The sequence below is a fragment of the Sorangium sp. So ce375 genome, assembly GCF_051473855.1.
Classification (GTDB): domain Bacteria; phylum Myxococcota_A; class Polyangia; order Polyangiales; family Polyangiaceae; genus Sorangium.
In genome coordinates this window covers 125,887-152,015 of record NZ_CP150335.1, presented here as the reverse complement: position 1 = coordinate 152,015, position 26,129 = coordinate 125,887, and the positions used below count along the sequence as shown (strand labels likewise).

Sequence of the window (26,129 nt, the reverse complement as noted above, 5' to 3'; positions counted from 1 at the left end):
CCCCCTCCGCGGCGCGAGCCTCATCGAAGGACGCCGCGAGCCACGACCCCCCAGCCCTCACCGACGGTTCGTCTTCGCCTCCCCACAGCGCGGGCGCGACGCGCGCATCGTGTACTTTTCTTGCCCACCTGTAGCCGTCCTCCGTAGCGTACCGCGCCAAGGAGAACGACCATGGAGATGCTGCTCGCCAGCGAGCGCCGCGCCACGCGCCGCGCCGCGATCGTGGAGTGCCAGGCCGTGCGCGAGCGGGGCTTCCGGCTGCTCGGGACCAGGGCGATCGACCTGTCGATCGACGGCATGCTCGTGCTGACGAGCGCCCGCGCGCTCACGGGCGAGCCGGTGATCGTCTCGTTCCGGATCCCGGAGACGAACGTCTGGATCGACGCGACGGCGACCATCGCGCGCACCGTCCACGGCCGGCGCCAGGGCGACCCGGGGCGCGCCGTGGGCCTGCGCTTCGACCCGCTCGACAGGGCGTCGGGCCGGCGCCTCCGCGCGGCGCTCGAGCGCTTCCCGCCGACGTACCCCTACCGGGCGCAGCGCGTGGACTACGCGGCGACGGCCGCGATGATCGCGCTCAGCTGATCCGCGCGCCGGCGGCGGCGCCGCCGCTCTAGCCCGCGAGCTTCGCCGCGCTTCCGCCGTCGCCGGTGAGCTGGGTCTGGTACATCGCGTGGTAGGCGCCGCCCGCGGCGAGGAGCTCCGCGTGCGTGCCGCGCTCGACGATGCGGCCCGCGTTCATCACGAGGAGCATGTCGGCGTCGCGGATCGTCGAGAGGCGATGCGCGATGACGAAGCTCGTACGCTGGGCGCGCAGGGCGGCCATCGCGCGCTGGACGAGCACCTCGGTCCGGGTGTCGACCGAGGAGGTCGCCTCGTCGAGGATCAGGATCGCCGGGTTCGCGAGGAACGCGCGCGCGATCGTGATGAGCTGCTTCTCGCCGGCGCTCAGGTTGCCCGACTCCTCGTTGATGACCGTGTCGTAACCGGCGGGCAGGGCGCGCACGAAGCGGTCGACGTGCGCCGCGCGCGCCGCCTCCTGGATGTCGGCCTCGGTCGCGGCCGCGTTGCCGAACGCGATGTTGTCGCGGATCGTGCCCGAGAACAGCCACGTATCCTGCAGCACGATACCGAGCTTCGCGCGCAGCTCGTGGCGAGGCAAGCGCGCGATGTCGACGCCGTCGATGAGGATCCGACCGCCGTCGAGCTCGTAGAACCGCATCAAGAGGTTCACGAGCGTGGTCTTGCCGGCGCCGGTCGGGCCGACGATGGCGACCGTCTGGCCTGGCTTGATCGTGAGGTCGAGGTCCTCGATCAGGGGCTCGTCGGGCTTGTAGCGGAACGTGACGTGCTCGAACCGGACCTCGCCATGGACCTTCGACAGGGCCGCGGGCGGGGTGGCGTCGAGCGACTGGCCCTGTTCGTCGAGCAGCTCGAACACCCTCTCTGCGGAGGCAACGCCCGATTGCAGGACGTTCGTGACGGACGCGAGCTGGCCGAGCTGCTGAGAGAACTGGCGCGAATACTGGATGAACGCTTGCACGCTGCCGAGCAGCATCGCGCCCGACGCGACGCGCAGGCCGCCGATGACGGCGATCGCGACGTAGGTCAGGTTCCCGACGAAATTGACCGCCGGCATGATGATGCTGGACATGAACTGCGCGCGGAAGCTTGTCTCGAACAGCTCCTGGTTCGTGGACTGGAAGCGCGCCTCGACGTCGCGGCGCCGCCCGAGCACGTTGACGAGCGAGTGGCCGGTGAACGCCTCCTCGATCTGGCCGTTGAGCACGCCGACCTGCGCCCACTGCGCGACGAATTTCGCCTGCGCGCGCCTCGCGACCGCCGCGGTCGTGAGCACCGAGAGCGGCACGGTGAAGAGCGTGATCACCGCGAGCACCGGCGAGATCACGACGAGCATGACGACGATGCCGATCAGCGTCAGCGCGCCGTTCATGATCTGCGTCAGCGTCTGCTGCAGGCCCTGCGCGACGTTGTCGATGTCGTTCGTGACGCGGCTCAGGAGCTCGCCGTGCGGGCGGCCGTCGAAGTAGGCGAGCGGCAAGCGGGCGAGCTTGTCCTGCGCCTCGGTGCGGAGCTGTCGCACGGTGCGCTGCACGACGTTGTTGAGCAGGTAGCCCTGCAGCCAGGCGAACAGCGACGCGCCGGCGTAGAGCGCCATCACGAGCAGGAGCAGCTCGGCGAGCTCGCGGAGCTGGATGCCGCGGCCGGGGACGACGTCCATGTGGCCCACGAGCTCGGCGAGCCGCGCCTGGCCGGAGCGCTGGAGCTCCGCGACGGCCTCGGCCTTCGTGGCGGCCGCCGGGAGGCGAGCGCCGATCACGCCCGAGAAGATGATGTCCGTCGCGCGGCCGAGCAGCTTCGGACCGGCGAGGCCGAGCCCCACGCTGAGCAGCGAGCAGGCGACGACGACCGTGAGGCGCGCGCGCTCGGGGGCGAGGCGGCCGAGGAGGCGCCGCGCGGAGGGCGCGAACTGCTTCGCCTTCTGCGGCGGCGCGGCCCCCATGCCGAAGGGGCCGCGGTGCATCATGGGGGGGCGCGCCCCCTCGGGGGCGGCGGGCGGGGGACCGTCACGACGCGCGCTCACGCGGCCACCGCCGTGTCGCGCTGCGAGGCCACGATCTCAGCGTACGTCGGGCACGACGCGAGCAGCTCGTCGTGCTTGCCCTGGCCGACGATCTCGCCATCGTCGAGCACGAGGATCTGGTCCGCGTCGACGATGCTCGACACGCGCTGCGCGACGATGATCACCGTGGCAGCGCGCGTGCGCTCGGCGAGCGCGGCCCGCAGCCGGGCCTCGGTCGCGACGTCGAGCGCGGAGAAGGCGTCGTCGAACAGGAACACGCGCGGCCGGCGCAGCAGGGCGCGGGCGATCGACAGCCGCTGGCGCTGGCCGCCGGAGACGTTCGTGCCGCCCTGCCCGATCGGCGTGTCGAGCTTTCGCGGCATCGCCTCGACGAAGTCGCGCGCCTGCGCCGCGGCGAGCGCTGCCCAGAGCTGCTCGTCGGTCGCCGCGGGGTCGCCGTAGCGCAGGTTCGAGCCCACCGTGCCGGAGAACAGGAAGGGTCGCTGCGGGACGAGCCCGACGCACGACCACACCGCCTCGAGGGCGAGCATGCGCGCGTCGACGCCGTCGAGCCGGACCTCGCCCCTCGTCGGATCGATGAGCCGCGCGATCAGGTCGAGCAGCGTGGTCTTGCCCGAGCCGGTGCTGCCGATGATCGCGGTGACCTGCCCGGGGCGCGCCACGAACGAGATGCCGCGCAGGACGGGCAGCTCGGCGCCCGGATAGCGGTACTCGACGTCTCGCAGCTCGACGGTGCCGGTCGGCTCGACGAGCGTCACGGGCTGGTCGGGAGCGCGCACGGACGGCTCGGTGTCCAGCACCTCGACGATGCGCTCCGCGCACGCGGCCGCGCGCGGCAGCATGATGGCCATGAACGTCACCATCATCACGGCCATCAGGATCTGCACCAGGTAGGCGAGGAACGCCGTCATCGAGCCGATCTCGAGCGTGCCGTCCGCTATCCGGTGCGCGCCGAACCACAGGACGGCGACGCTCGAAGCGTTGAATACGATCATCACGGTCGGGAACATCAGCGCTTGCAGGCGCCCGATGCGCAGCGCGGTCTCGGTGAGGTCGCCGTTCGCGCGCTCGAAGCGCGCCGCCTCGGCGCGCTCGCGCACGAAGGCGCGGATGACGCGCACGCCGGTGATCTGCTCGCGCAGCACGCGGTTCACCGTGTCGATGAGGGGCTGCATCCGCCGGAACTGCGGCACCATCCGCGACATGATGGCGACGACGGCGCCCGCGAGCAGCGGCACGGCGATCGCGAGCAGCCAGGCGAGCGACTCGTCCTCGCGCAGCGCCATCACGATGCCGCCGACGCACATGATGGGCGAGAGGACGAGCATCGTGCTGCCCATCATCACCACCGTCTGCACCTGCTGGACGTCGTTTGTCGTGCGCGTGATGAGCGACGGCGCCCCGAACCGCGACAGCTCGCGCGCGGAGAACTCGCCGACGCGGTGGAACACCGCCGCGCGCAGGTCGCGACCGAAGCTCATCGCGGCGCGCGCGCCGGCGTAGTTCGCGGCGACCGAGCACACGATCTGGACGCCGGTGATCCCGAGCATGATCGCGCCGAGCTTGAGGATCCGCGACGTGTCACCGAGCGCGATGCCCTGATCGATGATGTCGGCGTTCAGGCTCGGCAAGTACAGAGAGGCGAGCGTCGCCACGAGCTGGAGCGCGACGACGAGCGCGAGCAAGCGCGCCTGCGGGCGCAAGAAGCGGCGCAATAGCTGCGTCAGCAAGGCTCCTCCTCTTCGGAGCGGCGGCGGATACCGTCGAGCAGGATCGCCACGACCTCCGCGGCGGTCAGGGGCATTCCGTCGGTGATCCGCGGGTGCGTGCCCGCGAACGACATGATGCGCAGGAGGCGCGCCGCATACGCGGGATCGCAGCGCAGCTCGTCGCGCGACGCCTCGAACAGGCGCTCGAGCTGCGCGCACAGCTGCTCATCCTGGCGCGGCGGCTGAGCGCACCCGGGGTCGGGGCGCATCGACGGCATCGTCATGCCGAGCATCGATATGAGCTGCCAGATGCCCTCGACGCGGCGCTGCAGGATCTCGACCGCCCGGATCAAGCGCTCGCGCAGCGGCGCCGCGAGCTCGATGCGCTCCAGCTCTCGCAGCGTCGGCGTCGGATCGAAAAGGGTCGCGATCGCGGCCTGAATCAGCGACTCCTTGTCGGGGAACACGCGGAACAGCGTCCCCTCCGCGGTACCGGCGGCCATCGCGATCTGCGCCGTCGTGACGTTGCGCCCGTGCAAGCGCAGGAGCGGGATCGTCGCCGCGATGATGCTCGCGCGACGCTCCTCCGGGGGCAGTGGAGCAGCTCGTCGGCTCGGTGGTGCCATGCGTCCCCTGTAGCGGAGTGAGCGCTCACTCGTCAAGAGTGAGCGCTCACTCACTCGATCTGAAGACGGCCGGCTTGGTCCGCGCCCGCTCACGGCGCGCGATATGCCGGAGGGGCGAGCCGTGTGTCGGTGTGGGTGGATCGGACATCGGTGGCCGAGCGTGGCCTCCGGAGATCAGAGCGAGCCAGGGAGCTCGACGTCGGCGACCGGGAACTCGGCCCGAAAGCCGGAGAGCCGGACGGCGAACACCACACGACCCTTGTCGACGCGCGGCATGCGCGCCGGATCGACGCGCGCGTCGACCAGGCGCGCGTGGCGGACGGCCCCGCGCGCGGTCGGCGCGCAGAAGTAGTCGTGCCCGTCGCGGTGGTGCACGAGCCGGCGAAGGCGCGCGGGCACGAGCGCGCTCGTGGCCGGCAGGCTCGGGCCCGCGATCGCGAAGCGCAGATCGGCGAAGACATCGCCGCCCTGCGAGGCCCGGAGGCGCTCGCTCCCGTCCGCCTCGCGCGCGAGCTCGAAATCGGCGTGCTCCTTGGGGATCCCCCAGTTGAGCTGCCCGTTCACCACGCTGTCCCACGAGCTGACGTAGATCTTGCTGATGGACCAGGAGAGGCCGCGTCGGGTGCGGAAGCGCCCGGGGATGAACAGGAGCTCTCGATAAGGCCCCACGTTCGATGACGTGTAGTCGAGCGCCATCAGCAGGCTGAAGCGCCCCTCGAAGCGGGGGCGGAGCGCCTCCGGGATGAACGCCTGCTCTCGGATCAGCCGCTCCGGGAGCTCGAGCATGACGATGGTCGCATCCCCCGCCAGCGTCCACGGCGCTGGAGCTCGCTTGACGTCAGGAGGATGGATGTCGGCGCTCTGGCTCATGACGACCTCTCCGCGGACTCGATGGGATCAGGCGGCACGCCGTCGTGCCCAGCCAGGACATGCCGCTCGCCCTGGCACCTTGAGGCGTCGCGGCGTCGCCGTCGAGCGCCGCTCGTATCCGAGCGTCCGAGCGCGAAAGGGCGCTACCCGAGCAGATCGACCCCTCCCGGAGGGCGCCGCGCTCTCGCGAGCTCCGACCGCTCGAGGTGGGCGAGGACGGCGAGGACGGCCGCCTCGTCCCACGCGTCGCCGACGATCTGCAGGCCGATGGGCAGCCGCTCGGCGTCGACGCCGACGGGCGCGGTGCCCGCGGGGAGGCCGGTGAGGTTGGCGAGGAAGGCGAAGCGGCACATGCCGTCGAGGGCGACGGGATCCAGGAAGGCGCGCGCTTCCTCGGCCTGCGCGTAGCGGGGCGCGGTGATCGCCGTCGTCGGGAGCGCGAGGACGTCGACGCCGGCGAGGGCCCGCGCCACCTCGCGCCGCATGCCCGCGCGGAGCCGCGCGGCGTCGATCTGCTCGATCGCGGTGATGCCCGAGAGGAGGCTGAAGGTGACGCGCAGGTCCTCGCTGATGAGGCCGCGCTGCTCCCTCCAGGCGCGCTGGTGCGCCGCGAGCGCCTCGGCGCCGATGACGAGGTAGCCGATCGACGCCGCGTGCCTGGCGATGGGGATCTGCACGTCCACGAGGATCGCCCCCTCGCGCTCGAGCGCGCGCAGCGCCCCCCGGCAGGCGCTCGCGACCGGGGTGGAGGCGTCGCGCCACTCCGCCTCGTCCACGCCGATGCGCAGGCCGCGCACGCCGGCGCCGAGGCGCGCGCCGAAGCCTCCGGGGGGCGGCGGGGGCGCCCACGCGGTGAGGTCGTCGTCGGGATCGGGCTCGCTCGCGACGACGTCGAGGAAGCGCGCGAGGTCGGCGGTGCAGCAGGCGATCGGGCCCGCGTGGGCGACCGAGCCCTTGAAGCCGTCGCCGGCGCGGCTGACGCGGCCGAAGGTCGGCTTGAGGCCGAAGACGCCGTTCAGCGCGGCCGGCGCGCGGATGGATCCGCCGCCGTCGCCGCTGGCCGCGAGCGGCGCGAGCCCGAGGGCGACGCCGACCGCGGAGCCGGTGGAGGAGCCGCCGGCCGCGCGCTCCTTGTGGTGCGGGTTGTGGGGCATGCGGTGGTGGACGCTGTTGCCGATCGGCGACATGCCCCACTCGGTGAGCACGGTCTTGCAGAGGAACACGGCGCCCGCCTGGCGGAGCCGGGCGACGACGGCGGCGTCGCGCGGCGCGGGCGGGTATGGGCCGCAGGGCGAGCCGAGCGCGGTCGGGAGGCCCTCGACGTCGAACTCGTCCTTGACGAGCAGGGGCACCCCGTCGAGCGGGCCGCGCGGCCGCCCCGCGGCGTGGCGCGCGGTCGACGCGTCGGCGTCGCTGAGCGTCGCCTCGCGCGAGGCGGCGACGGCGATGTTCATGGACGGGCGCTCGTCGGCGAGGGCGTCGAGCGCCGAGAGCGCGCGCTCGGCGACGCGGAGCGGGGTGGTGGCGCCCTCGCGGTAGGCCGCGGCGTAGGCCAGCGAGGGCCTGGGCCAGTCGCGGACCGGGGGCTCGCCGAGCCCGGCGTCTCCCCAGCGCCGCGGCGGCGCGGCCTGGATGGGGCGCGCCTCGGCGGGAGCGTCGCCGCGGAGGGCCTCCGGCAGCGAGGCGAGGCGATCGATGCCCAGGCTGCGCTTCATCACTTCCCGGAGGGCGGCGGACGATCCGGGCGCCTCGGCGGCCAGGCGCGCCGCGGTGAGCGCGCGGCCTGTGAGTCGGGGGACCTTCATCCGGCGGAGCTTACCCGACGGGCAAGGCGGCGCGGCGGCTCATGGTCGGGGTGCGCGGCGAGATCGCGCCGTGGCAATGAGTCGGCGGCGGCGGGACCGAGCGGCGTTCCTCGTCGGGCCTGGCGCGTGGGAGGACATGGGGCGTCGGCCGCCGCGACCTGGAGCTCAAGCAGACGAGGTGAGGTCGTCCCAGGCAAGCACCGCCTCGGGGCGTAGTTGGCGCAGCCACGTCACTGCGCGCCCCTCGGACAGCCTCCGCTCGAACACCAGCGCCGCGTCACCCGCGTAGAACGTGCCGGTGGAGTCGGTGGCCTCTTCAACCTCGTCCAGGCCGAGCGCCTGTGCGAGCTCACGACCGTGCAACGACCGCGAGACATGAACCGGCACTTCTTTGGGGTGTCCCCACAACGCAATGCGGGAGACGAACGCGCGCACGGAGTCGCTCGTTCGCTCCCACTCGTCCCAGCCGAACCCATAGGCCCACATCCTGCCGTCCTCCGTCACGCATGCGAGGGTGTCAGGGTTGTCGATGTCTCGCGGGCTCACCAAGATCGCGGGGCCATCCGGCGTCTGCTGAAGCGGCCACTCAGCGACGCTCCCTTCGCCGAGGGCTCGATCGAGCATCTGGATCCCGCCGAAGCGCTGGATCCGGTCGACGCTGCGCAGACCGCCGAACGAGCGCTCGGCATCAGCGGCCGTCCTGGCGAGCGCCTCGCTACCACCGTTCTCCAGCACCCACGAGGCGAGCCGCGCGGGATCGCCGGGATCGTGCAGCCGACAAAGCCAGCGCGATGCCGCCTCGCTCGCACGAGGCGATAGCGGAAGGGTCTTCGATGCCGGATCGACGGTTGCGCAGAGAAACCCAACCACGCTCTTCCGAAACCGATGGCTCGCCTCTTCGAGCGGGAGATCGAGGTGCACGGCGTCATTGTCCAGCGCCGCACGCGCCATCATATCAACATAGTTGTCGCGAAACTCGATCCAGCCAGATTCGGGCACACGAGGCGCCTCTCCCGCGGCTCGCACCACCGGAAAGACGCACTGCAACCGCAGGGCCGCACACTCTTCGAGCCAGGGCCGCAGGCTGGCCGCCGTGGGGCCCAGCACCCGCAAGAACACGTCGTCGCGCAATGCGAGCACCTCGTCGCAAACATGCCACACGAACCCGTGTAGGCGAGACTGACGAATCGCCTGGCCGACCCGGCGAGCGACGCCCTTGACGAGGGCGGTCGTCTTGTCGAGCGCGGTGACCCGTCCCGTCTCGGCGTAGAAGTTACCGAGATCGACAAGCACGCGCAGCTCGAACTTTGGCGAACGCCACCGTTCGAGCCTCTCCGCCACCTCGTTCAACTGGGAAACGGACGCCGCAAGCGGCTTGGTTCCGCACATGGATCGGAGCTCGAGGCTAGACGTGCCCTTCGCTGTGGTTCCGAGAAGGGGATGGCTGAATCGAGTTTTCACGTCGGCCCCCAATCGCTGTTCTGCCCGGTCCCTCCGATGACGCCCGGCGTCATTCCGGCCACACGATTGTGTGCGGCGCTCAATCTCTGCATCCGAGCCACCTCTATCTGAAGCGTTCTGCGATCGCCAGCACGTCCGACACGCTGGACACTCGGCGCGACATTCGCTGAATACCGCACTCCTCGACGAGCCAGACGGAATCCCCGTCGACGAAGACCTTCGCCACAGCGTCAGAGAGGTCTTCGCGGAGCCTGAGTCCGTGGGGCAGCACCTCCTCCGAACGGCATGTGGCCTCCGATGCGTAGCCGTTCTCGAGAAGGTAGACTTGGCGCTCGAACCAGCGCTCGACACTCGTGGCTACCAGGCGCATTTGCACATCGTCGTCGTCCGGTTCCTGCCACGAGGCCCACACGCTGCCCGTCTCGTCGACGTACAGGCCCGTGCGCACCGACGTATTCTCAATCCAACCTATGAACCAGGCGCCGTTGTAAGGATGGACTGGCTCAGACCAGATGCCAGATGCAGTCCGTTCCCGGATTTTGCCCGCCGCCCAAGGGGCAACGAGTGAAATGCCCCGCTGCCCGCGGAAGCCCCCCACGAGCTCGTCCACGGCGAAGATAATATTGGTAAGCACCTCCGATACCCGGTATCGCTCGAGCTGGGCGCGCAGACCATCACGATTCTGCAGACCTGGCTGCCACTCTCCAAACGAGCTGGCGCCCGCGAGTCGATCGGGATGACACGGAACCGTGGCGATGCTCCCACCAGCCGTCATGTGGAACTGCGTCTCGAAAGCGCGGTCGAGCACCCCACGAATCCAGCAACCGGTCGCCGTCTCGTACAGCTCGAACGCCTCTGGGAAGTATCTATCCATGTGGTCCACCGACCCGAGCAGCGGCCCCCGCGGCGGAACGACGCCGATTGAGCCGTACGAGTACCTCGCCGGCGCGGGCGAGAGGCCACGCGGCAGGGGATGTGCAAGCAACGCACGAAGCCGCTCGCTGGTCGCGCACGCCACCGTCAGCGCGTCGCACAGCAGCAGGACGAGCGCGCCTTCGAACCAGAGCAATTGCTCCGAACGCCCGATCGAGCGAACCGCGCACGGCGGTCCCAGCGCCCCTTCGACCCACTCGGTCATGAGCGCTCCCTGCGCCCCGTGGTTGTGGCGCTCGCGGAGCACAAGGCCCTCGGAGACCAGCCGCGCCGCCTCGCGGAGGACGGCAGGATCGTCGACGGGCACCGGAGGTCTCGGCTCGAAGGGGTTACCGGAGCGTGGAACACGCACCGCTGCCCCCTCGTACAGGGCGAGTGAGCCCAGTGGTCCCAAATTCTCGAGCCCCGGGGCGCTCGGCAGATCGTCGCGCTCCGTGAACATCATAGGCGTGGCCTCCAAGACCCCGACGAGTTGTCGAATACGCCTGGATTGAGCCCCGCTACCGAGCCCGTCCCGCGGGCGCGGCGGTACTCTTCCTCGTTCGCCGCCCTCATGGCGGGGTCGTTGATGTTCTGCGCGAGAGGCGAGGCGGGAAGCGTGATGGGCCCTGGCGCGCCGGCCGGGTTCACGACGCGTGGTCCCTCTGGGTTCTGGAGTCCCCCCGGCACGTGGGTCGGATCTTTCGTCGAGACTCGGCCCCCCGCCACCGCAGGTGCCTGGGGGCGTGGCTCGGCGAGCGCCCACAGCCGGGAAATCGTCTGCGAGCAGTTGGGGCATGCCGCGAGGTCCTTCGTTCCTGCGCGGCTCGAGATGCCACCGATCTCTGAGAGCGCCCTGCTAAGGTTCTGTCGTCCCTGCGGTGTGCCAGGATCGCAACTCTGCCCGGGGTTGCGACCCTCCCAGTTTCGAAGGTGTGCCGACAGCGCCGCTGGCTCCGAGCAGGAAGCGGCGTCCGTGTCCCCGCCACGCGCGCTCCGAATCGGCAGCGCCGCCGCCACCGCGGGATGCAGGTCTGCCTCACGGGAGGACGTGCCCGTTCCGATCACATTGCCGCTGTGGCCGGTGAGTGTTGTCACGCTCCGCGCCAGACCGTCGCGATCGATCCAGACGAGCGGCTTCCCGTTCACGTACCCGTAAATCTCGAGCCCGCCGAGGAGCCCCAGCGGCTCCGGGCTCAGGTACGTCGCGCTCACCGGATCGAAGTACCGCCACCGGTTGTAGTGGAGCCCCGTCTCCGGCTCGTACCAGTGCCCCGGGAACCGAACCAGCGTAGCAGTCGCATCGCCCGCAATCACCCGACCGTACGCGTCGGTCTCGAAGACCTGGTCGACGCTCCCGTCAGCATTGACGAGCCCGAGCGGCACAGGCGCCCCGTCCCGGTGCACGAAGTACTTCCAGGCGCCCGGGCCGGCCTCGGTGTCGATCGCCTGCGCGACCGGCGCCGGCGAGCTCTGCGAGTACGCGTAGCGCCGGCGCTCCACCAGCGTGAGCGGCGCGGATGCGCCTATGGCGCTCGCCTCGCGCTCGACCGTCTCCTCCAGGAGGTCCTCGCCATCCCAGCGGTAGCGGTGCCGCACCGTCGCCGCGCCCCGCCGCAGCACGCGCTTCTCGATCCGCCGCGCGAACCCATCGTAGATGAACTCGAGCCGCGTACCGTCGGGCAGCGTCATGCCCGAGAGCAGGCCGAGCACGCTCCACGCGTAGGTGGTCACAGCGGTGCCCTCGACCTTCTTCGACAGCCGGCCGCGCGCGTCGTACGTGAGGGCCGCACCGTTCGTGGTCACGAGGCGGCCGCCGCTGAGGTGGGACTGCGCGCGGCCGTCGATCCAGCGCACGTCGCCTCGCGGCGAGAGCGCGTAGTCCTCGGTCCTGGCCCGCCCCTCGTGCCGCCTCTGCGCGATCCGGCCGCGCGCGTCGTACAGGAAGGACTGCGCCCCGCGATCGCGATCGGCGAGCACCTGGAGCTCGTCGGCAGGCGACCATCGGTAGTCGAACCGCAGGGTCTCCGGGCCGCCCAGGCCGCCGATCCACATGGGCTCGCCTGGGCGGACGACGGCGGTGCCACGGCCGAAGACCGCCGAGCGAAGGACGTTGCCGTGCGCATCCCTCGTGAGCTCGATCCGGCCACCGCCGGCGAAGAAGCGCCCCGTCTCGCCGTCCGTCGGGTCGTACGCGAACGTCGCGATCGGCTGGTCCGCACCCCGGGCACCCGAAAAATCCGAGAAGACAAGCGCGGCGCATCGCCCGACGGTGTCGCGCGGGGCGGCGATCGAGAAAGCGCCGAGCGCTTCCACCTTCGTGCGATGCAGGCCGGCGTCGTAGACGTGTCGGAGCGATGTAGCGGACGACGGATCGTTCTTCCGCTCCGTGTCCTCGCGGGTGCAACGCCCTCGCGCGTCGTACGTGTAGCGCGTGCTGACGGCCTCCGTCTCGAAGCTCAGGAGGCGCCCGCGCTCGTCGTACTCCAGCTTGTGGGAGGTGTCGTCCGAGAAGGTGCGCCCGATCAGCCGATCGAGGTCGTCGTAGGCGAGCTCGACAAACTCGCCGTCGTCGAAGGTAATCCTCGACAGCCGCCCGGCCCCGTCGTTCCTGTACCGAAGCCAGCGACCGTCGAAGGTGCGCTCCGAGAGGATCCGACCCTCGAGGTCCCGCTCGATGGTGTGCACGTCGCCCTCCTCGTTGACGATGCGTACCATATCGAGCTCTCGATCGTAGGCGTACGAAACGCGCGTGCCGTCGCTCCGCTCGACCGCGATCACCTCGCGGAGGCCCGCGTAGATCAGCCGGAACCAGCGGCCATCCGCGTCGCGCTCGCCGGCGAAGCGGCCGGCCTCGTCGTAGCTCGTGACCGTGCGAGCGCCCAGCGGCGAGCGGTGCTCGACCACGCGCCCCATCGCGTCGTAGATCCAGCGGTGGACCCCGCCCTTCTCGTCCCGCATCTCCACGAGTCGCCCGAGGAAATCGTAACGGAGCGCCCGCGCTCCGCCGTCCGGCTCGACGATCCCGACGCGGTTGCAGAGCGCGTCGTATGTCATCGCCGTCTTGCCGCCGTCGGCGGTCTCGGCGTGGACAAGGCAGCCGCGCTCGTCATAACGGAAGCTCGCGACGAGCCCCATCGCGTCGGAGAGGTAGATCAGGTTTCCGTTCGAATCACGCACGTGCTGCGTCGCCAGGCCGTCAGGGCCGCGCGTGGTCACGACGTTGCCGCGATCGTCGTAGAGGTACTCCGTCACATGAGCGAGCGGGTCGACCACGCGGTACGCGCCGCCAGCCTCGCCCATCCGCCATGCGCGCCCGAGGCCGTCGCGATGCCCCACGAGCTCGCCTGCGTCGTCGAACACGTTGTCGTGCACCTGCCCCGCCTAGACGATCCGGTCCGCCTTGCCGAAGGCGTTGACCTCGATCCTCCGCAGGGCGCGCGAGGTGATGACGTTGTTCTCGTCCCCGCAGTACTCGACCTTCGCGTGCAGGAACCCCTTCGCGCGGCTGCCGTCCGCGAGCACCTCGGGCACGCCCTCGGCCAGGAGCGCGCGTTCCTTGGGATCGTTGCACCACGTCTCCACGCAGCGACCGCGGTCATCGTAGCGGTAGCGCACCTCGAGGCCCGTGGGCCAGCGCTCCAGCACGAGCCGATGGTCTTCGTCGTACGCGAACGCCATCGCGTGCCCCAGGGCGTCGCGCGCGACCACGAGATCTCCGCGTTCATCGTATTCGTACGTGCGGAAGGACGTCCAGGCGCCTCTCGATGACGCGTTCTTCACCTCGAACGCGGCGATGCGGCCGTCGCGGTGCCGCCGCACGCGGAGCAGGCGGCCCACGCTGTCGTTCACGAACTGGAGCGGACCGGTTCCGTTTTCATAGAAGAGCCGGGCCTGGTTGCCGTTGTGATCGAGGAGCGCGCTGAGGCGGAACTCGTTGTCGATGGCAAAGACGTCCTCGAAGACCCGCGTGATCCCGTCGTCGGCCTTGAGGAGATAGCCGTCGCGGGTGCGCGTCAGCAATCCGACGGGGAGCTTCACGGTCTCTCCCTCGTCAGGGCAGCGGCCCTCGCACGCGAGCGCCGTCTCGGTGACGACGCGCACCCTCTTTCGGCGGAGCTCGATGACGCGCCAGCCGAGCGAATGGTTCCAGCCATAACCAAGGCCGTAGTCGAGGTCGCGCTGCGCGGAGCTATAGGCGCGCTCGATCACGAGCGGGAACGCTCCCGGCAGCGCCATGTCGGTGACGGCGAGCGTGTAGACGCGGCCCGTGACCGGATCGATGGGGTGCCCCGCCTGCGTTCCTCCCCCGCCCCCGTGCGTCGGGTTGGGGCAGCCGCCGCCGCTGCCCTGGCCGCAGCTGCCGGCATTGCGGCCGCCGCCCTGGGCGCCGTTGCCGCCGTTCTTGCCGCCCGCGCCCTGATCTCCGCCGGCGCCGTTGCCGCCCCGCCCGCCGCTGCCGCCGCCGCCGGCGCCGCCGCCGAGGATGAAGACACCAGGGTTCATCCCGGGGATCGCGGGGATGTTCGGAACCGGAGCTGTGCGCGCCATGAAGCGATGGTCGCCCAACGAGCCACGGAGTCAATACCCGCTGCCGCGCAGAAAGGTGCTGGGATGGCGCAGCTCACGATGGGTTGACGGAGCGTGGACGGCGTGCGGCGAGCCGCAGAGTCCAGCGGGTGCTCCATGCCCCCTGCAAGGCCTCTATGCTGGGCGGCGTTCGCCTACTGGCCAGGCTGCGCGGCACTCCCAGCCTGGCCAGCAGGCGACGCGTCGGGCACGGGATTCTGTCGACAACGCCCTGCTCAGTTCCCCGGCTCGGCCGCGGCCTCGTAGAGCTCGCGGACGTCGATCCGGGCACCGATCGATGCCAGGAGCGCAACGTCGCCCTCACGCGCGATGACAGGCGTGAAGCCGCCATCGGCGTCGCGCGTCCAGACCTCCACGCTGCGCTCCCGGTGTGACACGAGGACATATTGTCGCAAGGAGGCGAGGCTCTTGTAATGCTCGAGCTTGTCGCCTCGGTCGTACTCCTCGGTGCTGCGGCTCAGCACCTCGACGATGAGCGTGGGGTTCGTCGCCGCTTGCTCATCTTGGGCGTCGCGCTCGAGCGGCCCACACACGACGGTGACGTCGGGGTAGGTGGCGAGGCCCGTCGAGGGCACGCGGACGCGAAGATCGGCGTCGTAAGCGCGGCACCGACCTCTGCGAAGCTCGGGGAAGAGAAGGCCGATGACCGCCGCAGCGAGCGCGGCATGCTCGGGCGTGCCTCCCGCCATCGCGTAGATCTGGCCGTCGAGGTACTCGTGCTTGACGTTGCTGGACGCCTCGAGGGCCAGGTACTCCGCGTACGTGGTGTGGAAGTGATGGGCCGGGGCCACGATGGCCACGCAGTATGGCACAGCGCGCGGCGTTGGCCGCGGGTGACGGGCGCTCGGGCGCGGCCTCGCCAGGGTAACTCAACGCAAGCACGGCACCAGCGCCGCGTTGTCTTCGGCGTCTCCCCCTTGGCTCGTCCACCGGTGCTACGCTGGGTCGCGAAAGGACGGCGTGCACGAGATGGATCGAATCACGAGCGACCCCGAGGTGATGCTAGGCAAGCCCGTCATCCGCGGAACCCGCATCACCGTGGAGCATGTCCTGGAGGAGCTGGCCGGCGGCATGACCTTCGACGACCTGCTGGCGGCCCATCCCCAGCTCACCCGAGAAGACCTCTCGGCGGCCGTCGTCTTTGCCGTCGATGCCGTGCGCCTTGAACGGGTCCGCACGCTCCAGGCCGCTTCTTGATCCTGGCCGACGAGAACATCGCCGCCCCCATTCTGGAGCGCCTCCGCGCGGACGGCGCCGCCGTCATGCACGTTGCGGAGATCGCCCCGACGATCTCGGACAGTGAGGTCCTCCGACTGGCCGCGGAGCACAATGCCATCGTGCTGACGGGCGACAAGGACTTCGGCGAGCTCATCGTGCGCGAAGGATGCGCTCACCGTGGAGTGGTCCTCTTGCGGCTCGCGGGCGTTCCCTACGCAAAGCGGGCGGAGATGGTGTCAGCGCTCTTTCGCGAGTGCGGCGCAGAGCTCGAGGGAGCCTTCACGGTGCTGTCCGCCGATGGTCGCGTCCGTATCCGGAACCTCACGCCGAAGCAGGGCCCATAAACAGACACCGCTCACCATCGCGCGCTGCCACGGCCACATCGATCCCCCGCCAAACGAGCTTCCACACGCGCGCCCCGCTCCGTGTGTCCCCACGCGCACACCGCCGCTCGCTCCCTGGCACGGCGCCCGCATACCGACCGTCGCGAAGGACGTGGCGGGGGACCACGCGGAGGAGACCCATGAGCCAGAGAGCATCCGATCAAGCCATCCAGGTGAAGCCGCTCGCAGGGCATATCGGCGCCGAGATCCACGGCGCCGAGCTCTCGAAGCCGCTGCCCGACGACTCCGTGGCGGCCATCCGCGCGGCGCTGCTGAAGTGGAAGGTCGTCTTCTTCCGGAACCAGCCGATCGGCCACGCCGAGCAGATCGCCTTCGCCGCGCGCTTCGGCGAGGTGACGTACGCCCATCCGCACGAGGACGAGCCGTTCGACGAGCACCCGGAGATCCTCGCCATCGACAGCCGCCGCTACGATCGCCGCTACGGCAGGCGCTTCAGCTACGAGAACCGCTGGCATACCGATGTCACCGCGGCCGTGAACCCGCCGGCGGCGTCGATCTTGCGGGCGCACATCCTGCCGCCCTACGGCGGCGACACGACCTGGACGAACCTCGTGGCAGCCTACGAGGGGCTGTCCGCGCCGCTGCGCGCGCTCGTGGACGGGCTGCGCGCGGAGCACCGCTTCGGGCTGCGGTTCGCCCCGCAGGACCAGGACAGCCCGTACCTGCGCAAGGTGCGCGAGAACCCGCTGATCTCGATTCACCCGGTGGTGCGCGTCCACCCCGAGACCGGCGAGCGGGCGCTGTTCGTCAGCCCGGGCTTCACGAGCCACATCGTCGGGCTGTCGCCGCGCGAGAGCAGCGCGATCCTCGACCTGCTCTTCGAGCAGATCAGCCGCCCGACCTACACGGTGCGGTTCCGGTGGGAGCCGGGCAGCATCGCGTTCTGGGACAACCGGGCCACCGCGCACCTCGGGCCGCAGGACCTCGGGCACCTCGACGTCGAGCGCGTCCTCTACCGGGTGACGCTGACCGGGGACATCCCGGTGGGGGTCGACGGGGTCCGCTCCGAGATCGTGGCCGGGGAGCCGTTCGGCAAGCGGCCCCCGAGCAAGCTGAAGGTCGCCCGCAAGGACAAGGCGCCCGAGGCCGAGGTGCAGGCGTGACGGCCGCGAGCGCAGGCGTCGAGAGGACATCGTTCCAGGGGCCCCACGGGCCGGTGGAGGCGGTGCAGGTCCGGCCGTCGTCGGGCGGGCGCTCGCCGGGGCCGGCGGTGCTGATCCTGCACGAGGGGCTGGGGCTCACGGGCCACACGATCGAGCTGGCGAGGCGCTTCGCGCAGGAGGGGTACCTCGCGTTCGCGCCGAACCTGTACTCGCACGACGCGACGCACCGGACCTTCACCGAGGCGGAGGTGGCCCGGGGGGTGAGCCTGCTGCGCGCCGCCCACCGCGACGAGGTGGTCGCGGGGTTGCCGGCGGGCGAACAGGAGCGGCTGAAGAAGGTGTTCGCCTGGTTCGGTAGCCGCGATACCTCGACGTACCTGCCCGACGCGAGGGCGGCTGCGGCGCACCTCATCGGTCGATCGGATGTGCGGCCAGGGGGCGTCGCTGCAATCGGCTTTTCGCTGGGCGGAGGGCTCGTGGGGCAGCTCGCGGTCGCAGGCGTGGAGCTTGCGGCGGGGGCGGTGTTCTACGGGCAGGCGCCGGCCCTGGAGCAGGTGAAGAACGTGCGATTTCCGCTGCAAGTGCATTATGCGGAGGAGGATCCGGCGATCACGCCGAGGGCGCCGGCGGTGGGGGAGGCGTTCAGGGCCGCGGGGCGGGAGCTGATCTCGTTCGTGTACCCGGGGACGCGCCATGGGTTCTTCAACGAGACGCGGCCGGCGTACCACGCCGATGCGGCGCAGCTCTCGTGGCGGCGCACGCGGGAATTCTTCGCCGAGCGCACCGGCCACGTGGCGCAACCGCGGCCGCAGACGGTCGCCAGCGCAGGCGCGCGCGCGGCGGGGTAGCTGCGGCTCCGCCGCCGCGGGGGAGGATGGCCGCGGGCGGCACTGATTTTGCGCTGCCTCAACCTGGGTCGGCACCTCAACCTGGGTCGGCACCTCAACCTCGGTCGGCACCTCAACCTCGGTCGGCACCTCAACCTCGGTCGGTCGCTTCGGCACCTCAACCTCGGTCGGCACCTCAACCTCGGTCGGTCGCTTCGCTTTGGCGGTCCAATTCCGCCGCAAGCTGATTCGGGCCGGTTGCCTCAACCTGGGTCGGTTGCCTCAACCTGGGTCGGTCCGGTCTGTCCTCATGGCACGGTGAAGGCGGCGGTGACCTGGTACGGACGCCTGACCGGCGATCGGAGCGAGGCCCAGCCCAGGCACCCGATCGACGTCGCCAGCGCGCTGCAGGCGCCCGTGCTGGGCCTCTACGCCGGGCAGGACCAGGGCATCCCCCTCCCGACGGTCACAGCGCTCCAGGAGGCGCTCCGCGCGGCCTCCGAGACCAGCAGCGCGCCCGGCGCCGCGCGCTCGGAGATCCGGGTCTATCCCGACGTCCCGCACGCCTTCTACGCCGACTACCGGCCGAGCTACCGGCCCGAAGCCGCCGCCGACGCCTGGCAGCGCCAGCTCGACTGGCTGGCCCAGCACGGCGTCGCCTGACGGCGACCGGACTCGACAGCACCCCTGCGGCCGCTGCTGCCCCGGCAACAAGCTGCACCTCCGCTGCTACCCCGCACGCACCCGCCCCCGCCCCCGCCGCCGCGCCAGGCGCCCCGCCGATCGGATACCCTGACACGATGCATGCGAGGATCCGAGACACGGCGATCTACTTCGACGTCGAGGGCATGGGCCTCGTCCCCGACGGCCCGCAGATGCGCGAGAAGCCTGTGATGTTCGTCCTCCACGGCGGACCGGGCGCAGATCACTCCTCGCACAAAGGCGGGATGACGCCGCTCGCCGAAAAGGCGCAGCTCGTCTATTTCGATCATCGCGGACAAGGCCGCTCCGCGCGCGGGCCGAAGGAGACGTATACCCTCGAGAACAACGTCGAGGACATGGAGGCGCTGCGCCAGCACCTCGGCCTCGATCGTATCGCGGTGATGGGCACCTCCTATGGCGGCATGGTGGCCATGGCCTATGCGCTCGAATACCAGCGACACATCTCCCATCTCGTCCTGGTGGCCACGGCGGCCAGCCATCGCCTCATCGACCGGGCGAAGCGGATCGCCGCGGAGCGCGGCACCGAGCAGCAGAGAGCGGCGTGCGAGCGCCTCTGGGCCGGCGAGATCGGCAGCGACGAGCAGTTCGCCGATCTCCTCCAGATCCTGGGGCCGCTCTACTCGACCACCTTCGATCCGCAGAAGGCGGCCGAGTCCCGCGCGCGCACCATCTACAACGTCGACGCGTGGAACGTCGGCCTGGAGACGTTCATGCGGAGATTCGACTTCACGCCGCGCCTCCCCGAGATCGAGGTGCCCACCCTCGTCATCGCGGGAAGGCACGACTGGATCTGCCCGCCCGATCTCTCCGAGGAGATCGCGCGGCTCATCCCGGGCGCGGTCCTACGTATCTTCGAGCGCAGCAGCCACTGGGTGCGCGCTGACGAGCCGCGGGCGCTGCTCGACGCCATCGCCGGCGTCCTGGCCTAGCAGGGGCGGCGCGCGCAGGGCGCCGCCGCGCGCTGCGCCCGCTACTGGATCCCCGCCTTCTTCATCGCCGCGGGCATTCGCTGGACGATGACCGCCCCGACCTTCTTCCCCACCTCGCCGCTGATCTCGGGGAGGAGCTTCGCGGCCTTCTTTCCGACCGGCGTGCCGTAGAACTTGATGAGCTCCTTCAGCTCATCGGCGGTGAACTTCCCCGCGTAGATCTCGACGTTCCACTGGACGAGCTCGTCGTACGGCAGCACCTCGGCGACCACCGCCTTCAGCTTGCCAGCGTCCTTGGCCGAGATCTTCGCGCCCGCTTGCTGCATGGAAGCCCCCATGTTCGTCATCATCTGATCGAGGAGCGCGTTGTAGACGTCCCTCGGCATGACGAGGTGCGTGAGCTCCTTGGCGAGCTTCGTCTCCGCCTCTCCGGCGTAGGCGGTGCCGAGCGACACGACGGAGAGCAAGGCCACTGCGGCGAGCGAGACGATCCATGAACGAAGCGCGTGCTTTCTCATCGACCCTATGTATCACGATCGCGCTGCGATCCGCGCCGCACGCGTGGGCCCGCCACCTCCCCTCGCCAACGACGCGCGCGCGGCGGCGCGCCTGCCCTCGCCGCGCGCCGCCGGGCAGGAGCGGCTCGGGCGCTCGGTCACACGACCGTCACCTCATCCCCCACGCGCAACGTGCCGGATTTCGTCTCGTGAATGTAGTTCTGTCCGAAGTTCACCTCGCTGGGCTTCTGCGCGTCGCGCCGGTACGTGGCCAGCGTGCGGAGCGGCTCCGGACCGCGCTCCGCGGTGCGCTGATCGGTCGTGGTGACGACGCAGCGGCCGCACGGGCCGCCGGCGCGGAGCGCGAGCTCCCCGACACGGACGCGGCTCCACAGGTCCTCATCGAAGGCAGCGCAGCCGCTCACGACGAGGTTGGGCCGGAAGCGATCCATCGGCAACGGCGCGGCGCCACGGCCCGCTAGATGAGCGTTCAGATCGTCGAGAGAAGCCTCGGAGATCACGAGCAGCGGGAACTCGTCGGCGAACGACACGACGTCTTCCGAGCGCGCCACCGAGGCCTTGAGGACGGGCCGCCGGAAGGCCTCGCCGATGCGGACGAGCCGCGCCGGGTGCTCCAGGACGTCGGTGAGCCACGCGGCGACGTCGTCGCCGCAGTCCTCGGCAACGAGGCCAGTGCTGCTCCAGACCTCGACCGTGAGCAGGCGCGCCCCCTCGGCCCTGCGCGGCACGGAGACCGGCGGCCGGCCGGAGAAGCCGAGCGTGAGCGCGCTCCCGGAGAGCTGCGCCTCGATGAGCGCCATGCGCGGCAGCGGGCGCTGCGTGAGGGGCTTGCCCTCGGGGTCGACGATCATGAACCGCCGGTCGCCGGCGAGGCCGAGCTCATCGACGGCGGCCGCGTCGACCGAGAGGCCCCGGCAGCCTTTGACTGGATAGATGTAGATCGCGGAGAGTCGCATTGCGGGGTTTATAACACCCCTCGGACCCCGGGCGCCGGAAGAAGCGCGGCGCGCACGCTTCGAGCATCGGCGCTGCCCATCATCACGCCACGGCGCCTCCCACCGCGATCCCGAGCACCTGCCGCAGGTCCATCCCCACGACGACGTGGGGGTTCTGCTGCACCCATTCGACGAGCGCGGGGCGCAGGGCGCGCGCGATCTCTTCCTTGACGAGCCCTTCCACGGCGCTCGGCCCGAGGCGCTGCGGGTCGAGCGCGACGCCGCCGCCCGCGACCAGGGCGCCGAACAGGCGCACGAGCGACTCGACGCCAGCGGCCTGGCCCGCCGAGCCGAGCGGCTCGACCCGCTCGACGGCGATCTCGCCGCCGCGCTTCACGACGAAGCGCCGGACGTCGGCCTGATCGACTCCGCGCTTGTGGAGCACCGCCGAGGAGCAGTCGACCTCGATCCGCTGCACGCGCGGCGAGGCCTCGATCTGCTCCCGGGTGCCCTCGACGTCGACGCTGGCCGCGATGGTCGCGCCGGCCGGGATGCGGAACCCGTCCGAGCCCACCCCGCCCGCGAGCTCCTGGCGCAGCGTCAGCCGCGCGGACACCCGGGCGCCCCGCACGACCACGCCGCCCCCATCGGACTCGAGGTTCCGGAGCACCTGACGCGCCGTCACGACGAGGTCGGGATCGCTGGTCGGGTCGTACGGGGGAATGGCCATGGGCGTCGACGTGACGAGTCCGCGCATGAAGGCGCGCGCCTCGTCCTCGGCCGATCCCTTTCCGACCCGGACGAGCCCTCCCGTGTAGAAGACGTTGGGCACCATCGCGCCAGAGCGGAAGTCGTACTCGATCTGCTGGAGCCCCATGTCGCCGAGCGGCGGCGGCAGGTCGATGACGAGGTACGGCTCGAAGGAGATCCGCAGCAGCGCGGGCGCGAGCGTCAGGCGGAGCGCCGTCACGCTCGACGTGGCGAGCGCGGCCACCCCGGTGCGCTTCAAGATCGTGCGAGCGGGGAGATCGACCGAGATCGAGACCGACTCGAGATCGATCCACGACGGCAGGAAGCTCCAGGCCATTCGAGGAGGGTACACCCTCCTCGCCCCCGGAAGCGCGGCCTATTGACCCGCCGCCGGGCGCGCGCCCATCATGCCCCACATGAAGCCAGAGGAATTCCTCGACGAGCTCGATCGCAAGGTCGGTGAGCGCCTCGCCCACATCGGCGCCGTGGCCCGCGCGGCGGAGCCGGCGAGCGGCGTCGGCATCCCGGCGCTGCTCGCGACCGCGCTCAAGAAGGAGCTCGAGGCGACCGAGGAGGCCGCGCTCTGGCTCACCACCGAGACCGACGTCGAGGTGAAGCTCGCCCTCGCCCGCCAGTGCGGCGACGAGGCGAGGCACTACCGGCTCATCGCCGAGCGCCTCCGCGCGCTCGGCGTCGACCCGGCCGCGGCCCCGGCGAGGTTCGGGCCTCCGACGCCGATGTTCGGATACTTGAAGGGGCTCGGCTCCACGGTCGAGCGCGTCGCAGCGGGCCAGTTCACGCGGGAGGCGCTCGCGAAGGTGCACAACCAGGCCTTCATCGACTACTGCGAGTCGCAAGGCGACGCCGAGACCGCGCGCCTCTACCGGGACGTGATCCAGCCGGACGAAGGCCATCACCACGAGATGGGCCGGCGGCTCCTCGCGCGCCTCGCGGTCACCGAAGAGGCCCAGGCGCTCGCGCGCGCCGCCGCGATGCGCACGCTCGAGATCGCCGAGGAGCTCCAGGAGATCGCGCGCCTGAAGATGGGTATCTGCCGCGCGCCCGGGTGCTAGCGTTCAGGCACTGTCCTGACGAGCCGCCTACCTGCTCGAACGCCGGGTTGGTCAATGCACGGGTCGACGGTCCGGACGTCGCTCGCGCTACCGTGTCGCGGTGTCGCGCTGAGCGAGCGACCAGGGCGGCAATAAGCCGTTCGGGCAGGACGTTCGCGCGGCTCTCGCGGTGCCCCGGGTGGTCGCGAGGCGCGTTCAGCGCACCACGGTCTCCACGTCGGTCGCCGTTCCGAGGCCCATATGCGGGACGGCCCGACATGCAAAAGCCATCCAGTCCATTCACCCTTCAGACACCAAGGTCGCGTCTTTGTCGCGAGACTTCCTCGCGGCGAAGGGCGGCCAGCTGGATCGAGGGGGGTTCTCATGAGCAGGTTTCCGGGGAACAGATCGTTCCGGGAGGTGGCCCGGTTCACCCAGGATTGTTTTTCGATCTGCACCCATTCGGCTCAGTATTGCCTCGAGATGGGGGGCGGTCACGCGAGCGCCACGCACATGCGGCTGCTCCAGGACTGCGCCGACATTTGCGAGGCGGCCTCGAAGATCCTCCTGCGCAGCTCGCCGCAGATCGCCCAGATCATGAGCCTGTGCGCAAGCCTGTGCGACCAGTGCGCGGCGAGCTGCGATAAGCTCACCGGCGACATGCAGATGAAGACGTGCGCTGACGAGTGCCGCCGCTGCGCCGCCGCCTGCCGGCAGATCTGACGGCCCTCGGGCGCCCCATGGTACCCTCGCGCGCATGCGTTATCGAAGGACCATGGGGGCCGCCGGGATCGCTCTCCTGGGCGCCGGCTGCGGCGCGGACCCGCCCGAGGCTGCGGTGCGCGCGGTGCGCGACCTGGGTGCGCTGGAGTTTGCGCCGTCGATTCGAGGGCGGGACGGCGGCTACAGCGCGCGCTGGGGCGAACGATCGGTGTGGGTGTTCGGCGACACGATGCTGGAGATATCGGGGGAAGACCTCTCGGGCTGGAGGTCGAGCACCTTCTGCACGACCGACGATCTGGATGCGTCGGATGGGCTCTCGTCGCTCACGGAGCCGCTCGACGCGGCCGGCAAGCCGGGGGAGTTCCTGCCGTTCACCGAGCAAGAGCTCGCGTTCAACCTCGCGCACTTCGGCCCTCCGACGGAGCAGGCGTGCAAGGAGGACTGCGGGGTGCGTTATGCGCTGTGGCCGGGCCCCATCGTCGTCGACGAGGCGACCGGCCGTGCGCTCGTCTTCTACAACAAGGTGACAGCGCAGCCCGAGACGTTCAGCCTCGTCGTGCTGGGCTCGTCGATCGCGGTCTGGGATAGCCTCGACGCGCCCCCCGTACGCCCGGAGGTCCGCCCGGAGGCCGCGGATCCGACGCTGCTCTTCGGCGCGGGCGAGCCCTCGCTCACGTCGGCGGCGCTCGTCCGCGAGGGAATGCTCTATGCCTATGCCTGCGCGTGCTCGGGGCGCACGTGTCCGTGTGTCATCGCGCGCGCGGCGCTCGCGGACGCGACGGAGCGCGGCGCGTGGCGGTTCTTCTCGGACGGGCGCTGGGTGGAGCGCTATGACGAGGCAGAGCCGATCATGTCGGGAGCGCCGATGATGTCGGTGCACTGGAACGCACACGCCGGCAGGTACATCGCGCTCTACAGCGAGCCGGTATCGACGGAGATCTCGCTGCGGACGGCTCCGGCGCCGGAGGGGCCGTGGTCCGACAGCGCGGTTGTGTTCACCGCCAAGGCCCCGCCGACGCCGGAGGCGTGGCCCTATGCCGGCCTCGCGCACGCGGAGCTCGCGCGGGAAGGAGGGCGGGTGGAGTACGTGACGTACTTCCGGGAGACGGGGTTCGTGGAGGGGGAGATCCGGCTCGTCGAGCTCGAGCTCGAGTAGGCGACGTCGGCCGTTCAACCCGGGTGCGCTCGTCCGGCCATCGCGCAGCGCGCCGGAAGCGGCCGACGCGCTTTTTTCTGCGACCGATCCTCGGGTACCCTCCGCCCGTGGCAACGTCCGACAGGAGCCGCGCCGAGTACCAGCGGCGTGTGAACCGCGTGGTCGACTACATCCAGGCTCACCGCGCGGAGGACCTCTCCCTCGACGCGCTGGCGGCGGTGGCTGCGTTCTCGCCGTTTCACTTCCACCGCGTGTTCAAGTCCATGACGGGCGAGAACCTCCGCGAGTTCATCCAGCGAACGCGCCTCGAGGCCGCGGCGAACCACCTCGTGCAGCGGCCGCACGCCGACATCCTCGAGATCGCCCTCGAGAACGGCTTCAGCTCGGCGAGCGCCTTCGCGCGCGCCTTCAAGGAGCGCTTCGGCATGAGCGCGTCCGCCTGGCGCAACGGCGGCGCCGCAGAGTCGTGCAAGGCGCGTCAAGCGGATCGCAAGCCGGGTGAAGCCGAGCGCAATGCGTGCAAAGCAGCGACCTGCGCGCCTGACCAAGATGCCTCCTCGTCGGGCACGGACGCCCGCCAAGACGAGGAGGAGATCATGAACGTGACGGTGAAGACCCTGCCGAGCTACCACGTGGCCTATGTCCGGAGCATCGGCCCCTATGGCCCGGGAGGGAGCGTCAACGAGGCCTGGCAACGGCTCGTGCGCTGGGCCAGCGCGCGCGATCTGTGGACCCCGGACCGCACCTGCCTCGCCATCGCGCACGACAACCCCAAGGTCACCGAGCCGGCCAAGTGCCGCCTCGACGCGGCGATCGTGATCCCGCAGGGCTTCAAGGCGGACGGCGACGTCAACGTGACCGACGTCGCCGGCGGCAAGTACGCTGCGGCCGTGTTCGCCGACGAAGCGCACGCGATCGGCGCCGCGTGGGACCAGCTCTTCGGGAGGTGGCTGCCCGAGAGCGGCTATCAGCCCGACCACCGGCCCTGCTTCGAGCTCTACCAGGGCGAGTTCCACGATCCCAAGACCAACATCTTCCGCTGCGAGATCTGCTTGCCGGTGCGCCCGCTCTAGCCCCGCCTGCGGGGGCCCGGCCGCCCTGGCCGGGCCCCCGCGCCGCCTCGCAGCGGTGCCGGCGGGCGGCCCGAGCCCGGTCGCCCAGGCCGCGCGCCGCGCTCCGGCCCCCTCCGATAGCCCCACAACCCACCGATATC

The 26,129-nt window shown here is 70.7% G+C and carries 24 protein-coding genes; 11 read left to right on the top strand and 13 right to left on the bottom strand.

Features of this window, described 5'->3' with window-relative positions; translation table 11 throughout:
• Positions 1-171: 171 nt before the first annotated feature.
• Positions 172-585 (top strand): PilZ domain-containing protein, encoded by a 414-nt coding sequence (locus tag WME90_RS00565; protein ID WP_437279080.1) that lies wholly within the window; start codon positions 172-174, stop codon positions 583-585.
• Positions 586-613: 28 nt separating this feature from the next.
• On the opposite strand, the gene WME90_RS00560 is transcribed toward WME90_RS00565, so the two are convergent.
• From WME90_RS00560 to WME90_RS00515, 10 genes are all read right to left on the bottom strand, one after another.
• Complete coding sequence (locus tag WME90_RS00560) at positions 614-2,548, bottom strand: ABC transporter ATP-binding protein (RefSeq protein ID WP_437283760.1); 1,935 nt, start codon at positions 2,546-2,548, stop codon at positions 614-616.
• 53 nt (positions 2,549-2,601) lie between these two features.
• Positions 2,602-4,335 carry an ABC transporter ATP-binding protein gene (locus WME90_RS00555; RefSeq protein ID WP_437279079.1) on the bottom strand — a complete coding sequence of 578 codons (1,734 nt, stop codon included), beginning with the start codon at positions 4,333-4,335 and terminating at the stop codon, positions 2,602-2,604.
• Positions 4,329-4,940 (bottom strand): TetR/AcrR family transcriptional regulator, encoded by a 612-nt coding sequence (locus WME90_RS00550; protein ID WP_437279078.1) that lies wholly within the window; start codon positions 4,938-4,940, stop codon positions 4,329-4,331. Before WME90_RS00550 ends, WME90_RS00555 begins: the two co-directional genes overlap by 7 nt.
• Before the next feature lie 174 nt (positions 4,941-5,114).
• The gene (locus tag WME90_RS00545; protein WP_437279077.1) at positions 5,115-5,810 is read right to left on the bottom strand and encodes an acetoacetate decarboxylase family protein; all 696 of its coding nucleotides are present in this window, start codon (positions 5,808-5,810) and stop codon (positions 5,115-5,117) included.
• Between the two features lie 143 nt (positions 5,811-5,953).
• Positions 5,954-7,615 carry an amidase gene (locus WME90_RS00540; RefSeq protein ID WP_437279076.1) on the bottom strand — a complete coding sequence of 554 codons (1,662 nt, stop codon included), beginning with the start codon at positions 7,613-7,615 and terminating at the stop codon, positions 5,954-5,956.
• Between the two features lie 165 nt (positions 7,616-7,780).
• Positions 7,781-9,004: a hypothetical protein gene (locus WME90_RS00535; protein WP_437279075.1), complete on the bottom strand. Its 1,224-nt coding sequence runs from the start codon at positions 9,002-9,004 to the stop codon at positions 7,781-7,783.
• 175 nt (positions 9,005-9,179) lie between these two features.
• Positions 9,180-10,454: a hypothetical protein gene (locus WME90_RS00530; RefSeq protein ID WP_437279074.1), complete on the bottom strand. Its 1,275-nt coding sequence runs from the start codon at positions 10,452-10,454 to the stop codon at positions 9,180-9,182.
• The gene (locus WME90_RS00525) at positions 10,451-13,363 is read right to left on the bottom strand and encodes an RHS repeat-associated core domain-containing protein (protein ID WP_437279073.1); all 2,913 of its coding nucleotides are present in this window, start codon (positions 13,361-13,363) and stop codon (positions 10,451-10,453) included. Before WME90_RS00525 ends, WME90_RS00530 begins: the two co-directional genes overlap by 4 nt.
• 9 nt (positions 13,364-13,372) lie before the next feature.
• Entirely contained in the window at positions 13,373-14,539 is a 1,167-nt protein-coding gene (locus WME90_RS00520) for a DUF6531 domain-containing protein (RefSeq protein ID WP_437279072.1), read from the bottom strand.
• Positions 14,540-14,793: 254 nt separating this feature from the next.
• The gene (locus tag WME90_RS00515; RefSeq protein ID WP_437279071.1) at positions 14,794-15,378 is read right to left on the bottom strand and encodes a Uma2 family endonuclease; all 585 of its coding nucleotides are present in this window, start codon (positions 15,376-15,378) and stop codon (positions 14,794-14,796) included.
• Between the two features lie 169 nt (positions 15,379-15,547).
• Here WME90_RS00515 and WME90_RS00510 point away from each other — a divergent pair, with 169 nt between their 5' ends.
• The 6 genes from WME90_RS00510 to WME90_RS00485 all read left to right on the top strand — a co-directional run bounded on the left by WME90_RS00510 (position 15,548) and on the right by WME90_RS00485 (position 19,782).
• Complete coding sequence (locus WME90_RS00510) at positions 15,548-15,775, top strand: DUF433 domain-containing protein (protein ID WP_437279070.1); 228 nt, start codon at positions 15,548-15,550, stop codon at positions 15,773-15,775.
• Positions 15,772-16,140 (top strand): DUF5615 family PIN-like protein, encoded by a 369-nt coding sequence (locus WME90_RS00505; RefSeq protein ID WP_437279069.1) that lies wholly within the window; start codon positions 15,772-15,774, stop codon positions 16,138-16,140. The genes WME90_RS00510 and WME90_RS00505 overlap by 4 nt, the downstream gene beginning before the upstream one ends.
• 179 nt (positions 16,141-16,319) lie before the next feature.
• Positions 16,320-17,303 carry a TauD/TfdA dioxygenase family protein gene (locus WME90_RS00500; RefSeq protein WP_437279068.1) on the top strand — a complete coding sequence of 328 codons (984 nt, stop codon included), beginning with the start codon at positions 16,320-16,322 and terminating at the stop codon, positions 17,301-17,303.
• Positions 17,300-18,151, top strand: coding sequence for a dienelactone hydrolase family protein (locus WME90_RS00495; RefSeq protein ID WP_437279067.1), 852 nt, complete (start codon positions 17,300-17,302; stop codon positions 18,149-18,151). The genes WME90_RS00500 and WME90_RS00495 overlap by 4 nt, the downstream gene beginning before the upstream one ends.
• Before the next feature lie 297 nt (positions 18,152-18,448).
• Positions 18,449-18,793, top strand: coding sequence for a dienelactone hydrolase family protein (locus WME90_RS00490; protein WP_437279066.1), 345 nt, complete (start codon positions 18,449-18,451; stop codon positions 18,791-18,793).
• A 137-nt stretch (positions 18,794-18,930) separates the two neighbouring features.
• On the top strand, positions 18,931-19,782 hold the full coding sequence (locus WME90_RS00485; RefSeq protein WP_437279065.1) for an alpha/beta fold hydrolase: 852 nt from the start codon (positions 18,931-18,933) through the stop codon (positions 19,780-19,782).
• 41 nt (positions 19,783-19,823) lie between these two features.
• On the opposite strand, the gene WME90_RS00480 is transcribed toward WME90_RS00485, so the two are convergent.
• From WME90_RS00480 to WME90_RS00470, 3 genes are all read right to left on the bottom strand, one after another.
• On the bottom strand, positions 19,824-20,300 hold the full coding sequence (locus WME90_RS00480) for a DUF2059 domain-containing protein (protein ID WP_437279064.1): 477 nt from the start codon (positions 20,298-20,300) through the stop codon (positions 19,824-19,826).
• Positions 20,301-20,437: 137 nt separating this feature from the next.
• On the bottom strand, positions 20,438-21,256 hold the full coding sequence (locus WME90_RS00475; protein WP_437279063.1) for an MOSC domain-containing protein: 819 nt from the start codon (positions 21,254-21,256) through the stop codon (positions 20,438-20,440).
• Positions 21,257-21,338: 82 nt separating this feature from the next.
• A complete protein-coding gene (locus tag WME90_RS00470; RefSeq protein WP_437279062.1) occupies positions 21,339-22,322 on the bottom strand; it encodes a hypothetical protein in 984 nt (327 codons plus the stop codon).
• A 79-nt stretch (positions 22,323-22,401) separates the two neighbouring features.
• Between WME90_RS00470 and WME90_RS00465 the strand changes: the two genes are divergently transcribed.
• The 4 genes from WME90_RS00465 to WME90_RS00450 all read left to right on the top strand — a co-directional run bounded on the left by WME90_RS00465 (position 22,402) and on the right by WME90_RS00450 (position 25,989).
• Positions 22,402-23,058, top strand: coding sequence for a ferritin-like domain-containing protein (locus WME90_RS00465; RefSeq protein ID WP_437279061.1), 657 nt, complete (start codon positions 22,402-22,404; stop codon positions 23,056-23,058).
• Positions 23,059-23,421: 363 nt separating this feature from the next.
• Positions 23,422-23,760: a four-helix bundle copper-binding protein gene (locus WME90_RS00460; protein ID WP_437279060.1), complete on the top strand. Its 339-nt coding sequence runs from the start codon at positions 23,422-23,424 to the stop codon at positions 23,758-23,760.
• A gap of 34 nt (positions 23,761-23,794) precedes the next feature.
• Complete coding sequence (locus WME90_RS00455) at positions 23,795-24,916, top strand: DUF4185 domain-containing protein (RefSeq protein WP_437279059.1); 1,122 nt, start codon at positions 23,795-23,797, stop codon at positions 24,914-24,916.
• Between the two features lie 107 nt (positions 24,917-25,023).
• Positions 25,024-25,989 carry an AraC family transcriptional regulator gene (locus tag WME90_RS00450; RefSeq protein ID WP_437279058.1) on the top strand — a complete coding sequence of 322 codons (966 nt, stop codon included), beginning with the start codon at positions 25,024-25,026 and terminating at the stop codon, positions 25,987-25,989.
• The last annotated feature ends 140 nt before the right edge of the window (positions 25,990-26,129 follow it).

Bases quoted from the DNA above. Each gene is read 5' to 3' on its own strand.
- WME90_RS00565 (WP_437279080.1), top strand. From the start codon at position 172: ATGGAGATGCTGCTCGCCAGCGAGCGCCGCGCCACGCGCCGCGCCGCG.
- WME90_RS00560 (WP_437283760.1), bottom strand. From the start codon at position 2,548: ATGATGCACCGCGGCCCCTTCGGCATGGGGGCCGCGCCGCCGCAGAAG.
- WME90_RS00550 (WP_437279078.1), bottom strand. From the start codon at position 4,940: ATGGCACCACCGAGCCGACGAGCTGCTCCACTGCCCCCGGAGGAGCGT.
- WME90_RS00545 (WP_437279077.1), bottom strand. From the start codon at position 5,810: ATGAGCCAGAGCGCCGACATCCATCCTCCTGACGTCAAGCGAGCTCCA.
- WME90_RS00540 (WP_437279076.1), bottom strand. From the start codon at position 7,615: ATGAAGGTCCCCCGACTCACAGGCCGCGCGCTCACCGCGGCGCGCCTG.
- WME90_RS00535 (WP_437279075.1), bottom strand. From the start codon at position 9,004: ATGTGCGGAACCAAGCCGCTTGCGGCGTCCGTTTCCCAGTTGAACGAG.
- WME90_RS00530 (WP_437279074.1), bottom strand. From the start codon at position 10,454: ATGATGTTCACGGAGCGCGACGATCTGCCGAGCGCCCCGGGGCTCGAG.
- WME90_RS00520 (WP_437279072.1), bottom strand. From the start codon at position 14,539: ATGGCGCGCACAGCTCCGGTTCCGAACATCCCCGCGATCCCCGGGATG.
- WME90_RS00510 (WP_437279070.1), top strand. From the start codon at position 15,548: ATGGATCGAATCACGAGCGACCCCGAGGTGATGCTAGGCAAGCCCGTC.
- WME90_RS00500 (WP_437279068.1), top strand. From the start codon at position 16,320: ATGAGCCAGAGAGCATCCGATCAAGCCATCCAGGTGAAGCCGCTCGCA.
- WME90_RS00485 (WP_437279065.1), top strand. From the start codon at position 18,931: ATGCATGCGAGGATCCGAGACACGGCGATCTACTTCGACGTCGAGGGC.
- WME90_RS00480 (WP_437279064.1), bottom strand. From the start codon at position 20,300: ATGAGAAAGCACGCGCTTCGTTCATGGATCGTCTCGCTCGCCGCAGTG.
- WME90_RS00475 (WP_437279063.1), bottom strand. From the start codon at position 21,256: ATGCGACTCTCCGCGATCTACATCTATCCAGTCAAAGGCTGCCGGGGC.
- WME90_RS00470 (WP_437279062.1), bottom strand. From the start codon at position 22,322: ATGGCCTGGAGCTTCCTGCCGTCGTGGATCGATCTCGAGTCGGTCTCG.
- WME90_RS00465 (WP_437279061.1), top strand. From the start codon at position 22,402: ATGAAGCCAGAGGAATTCCTCGACGAGCTCGATCGCAAGGTCGGTGAG.
- WME90_RS00460 (WP_437279060.1), top strand. From the start codon at position 23,422: ATGAGCAGGTTTCCGGGGAACAGATCGTTCCGGGAGGTGGCCCGGTTC.
- WME90_RS00455 (WP_437279059.1), top strand. From the start codon at position 23,795: ATGCGTTATCGAAGGACCATGGGGGCCGCCGGGATCGCTCTCCTGGGC.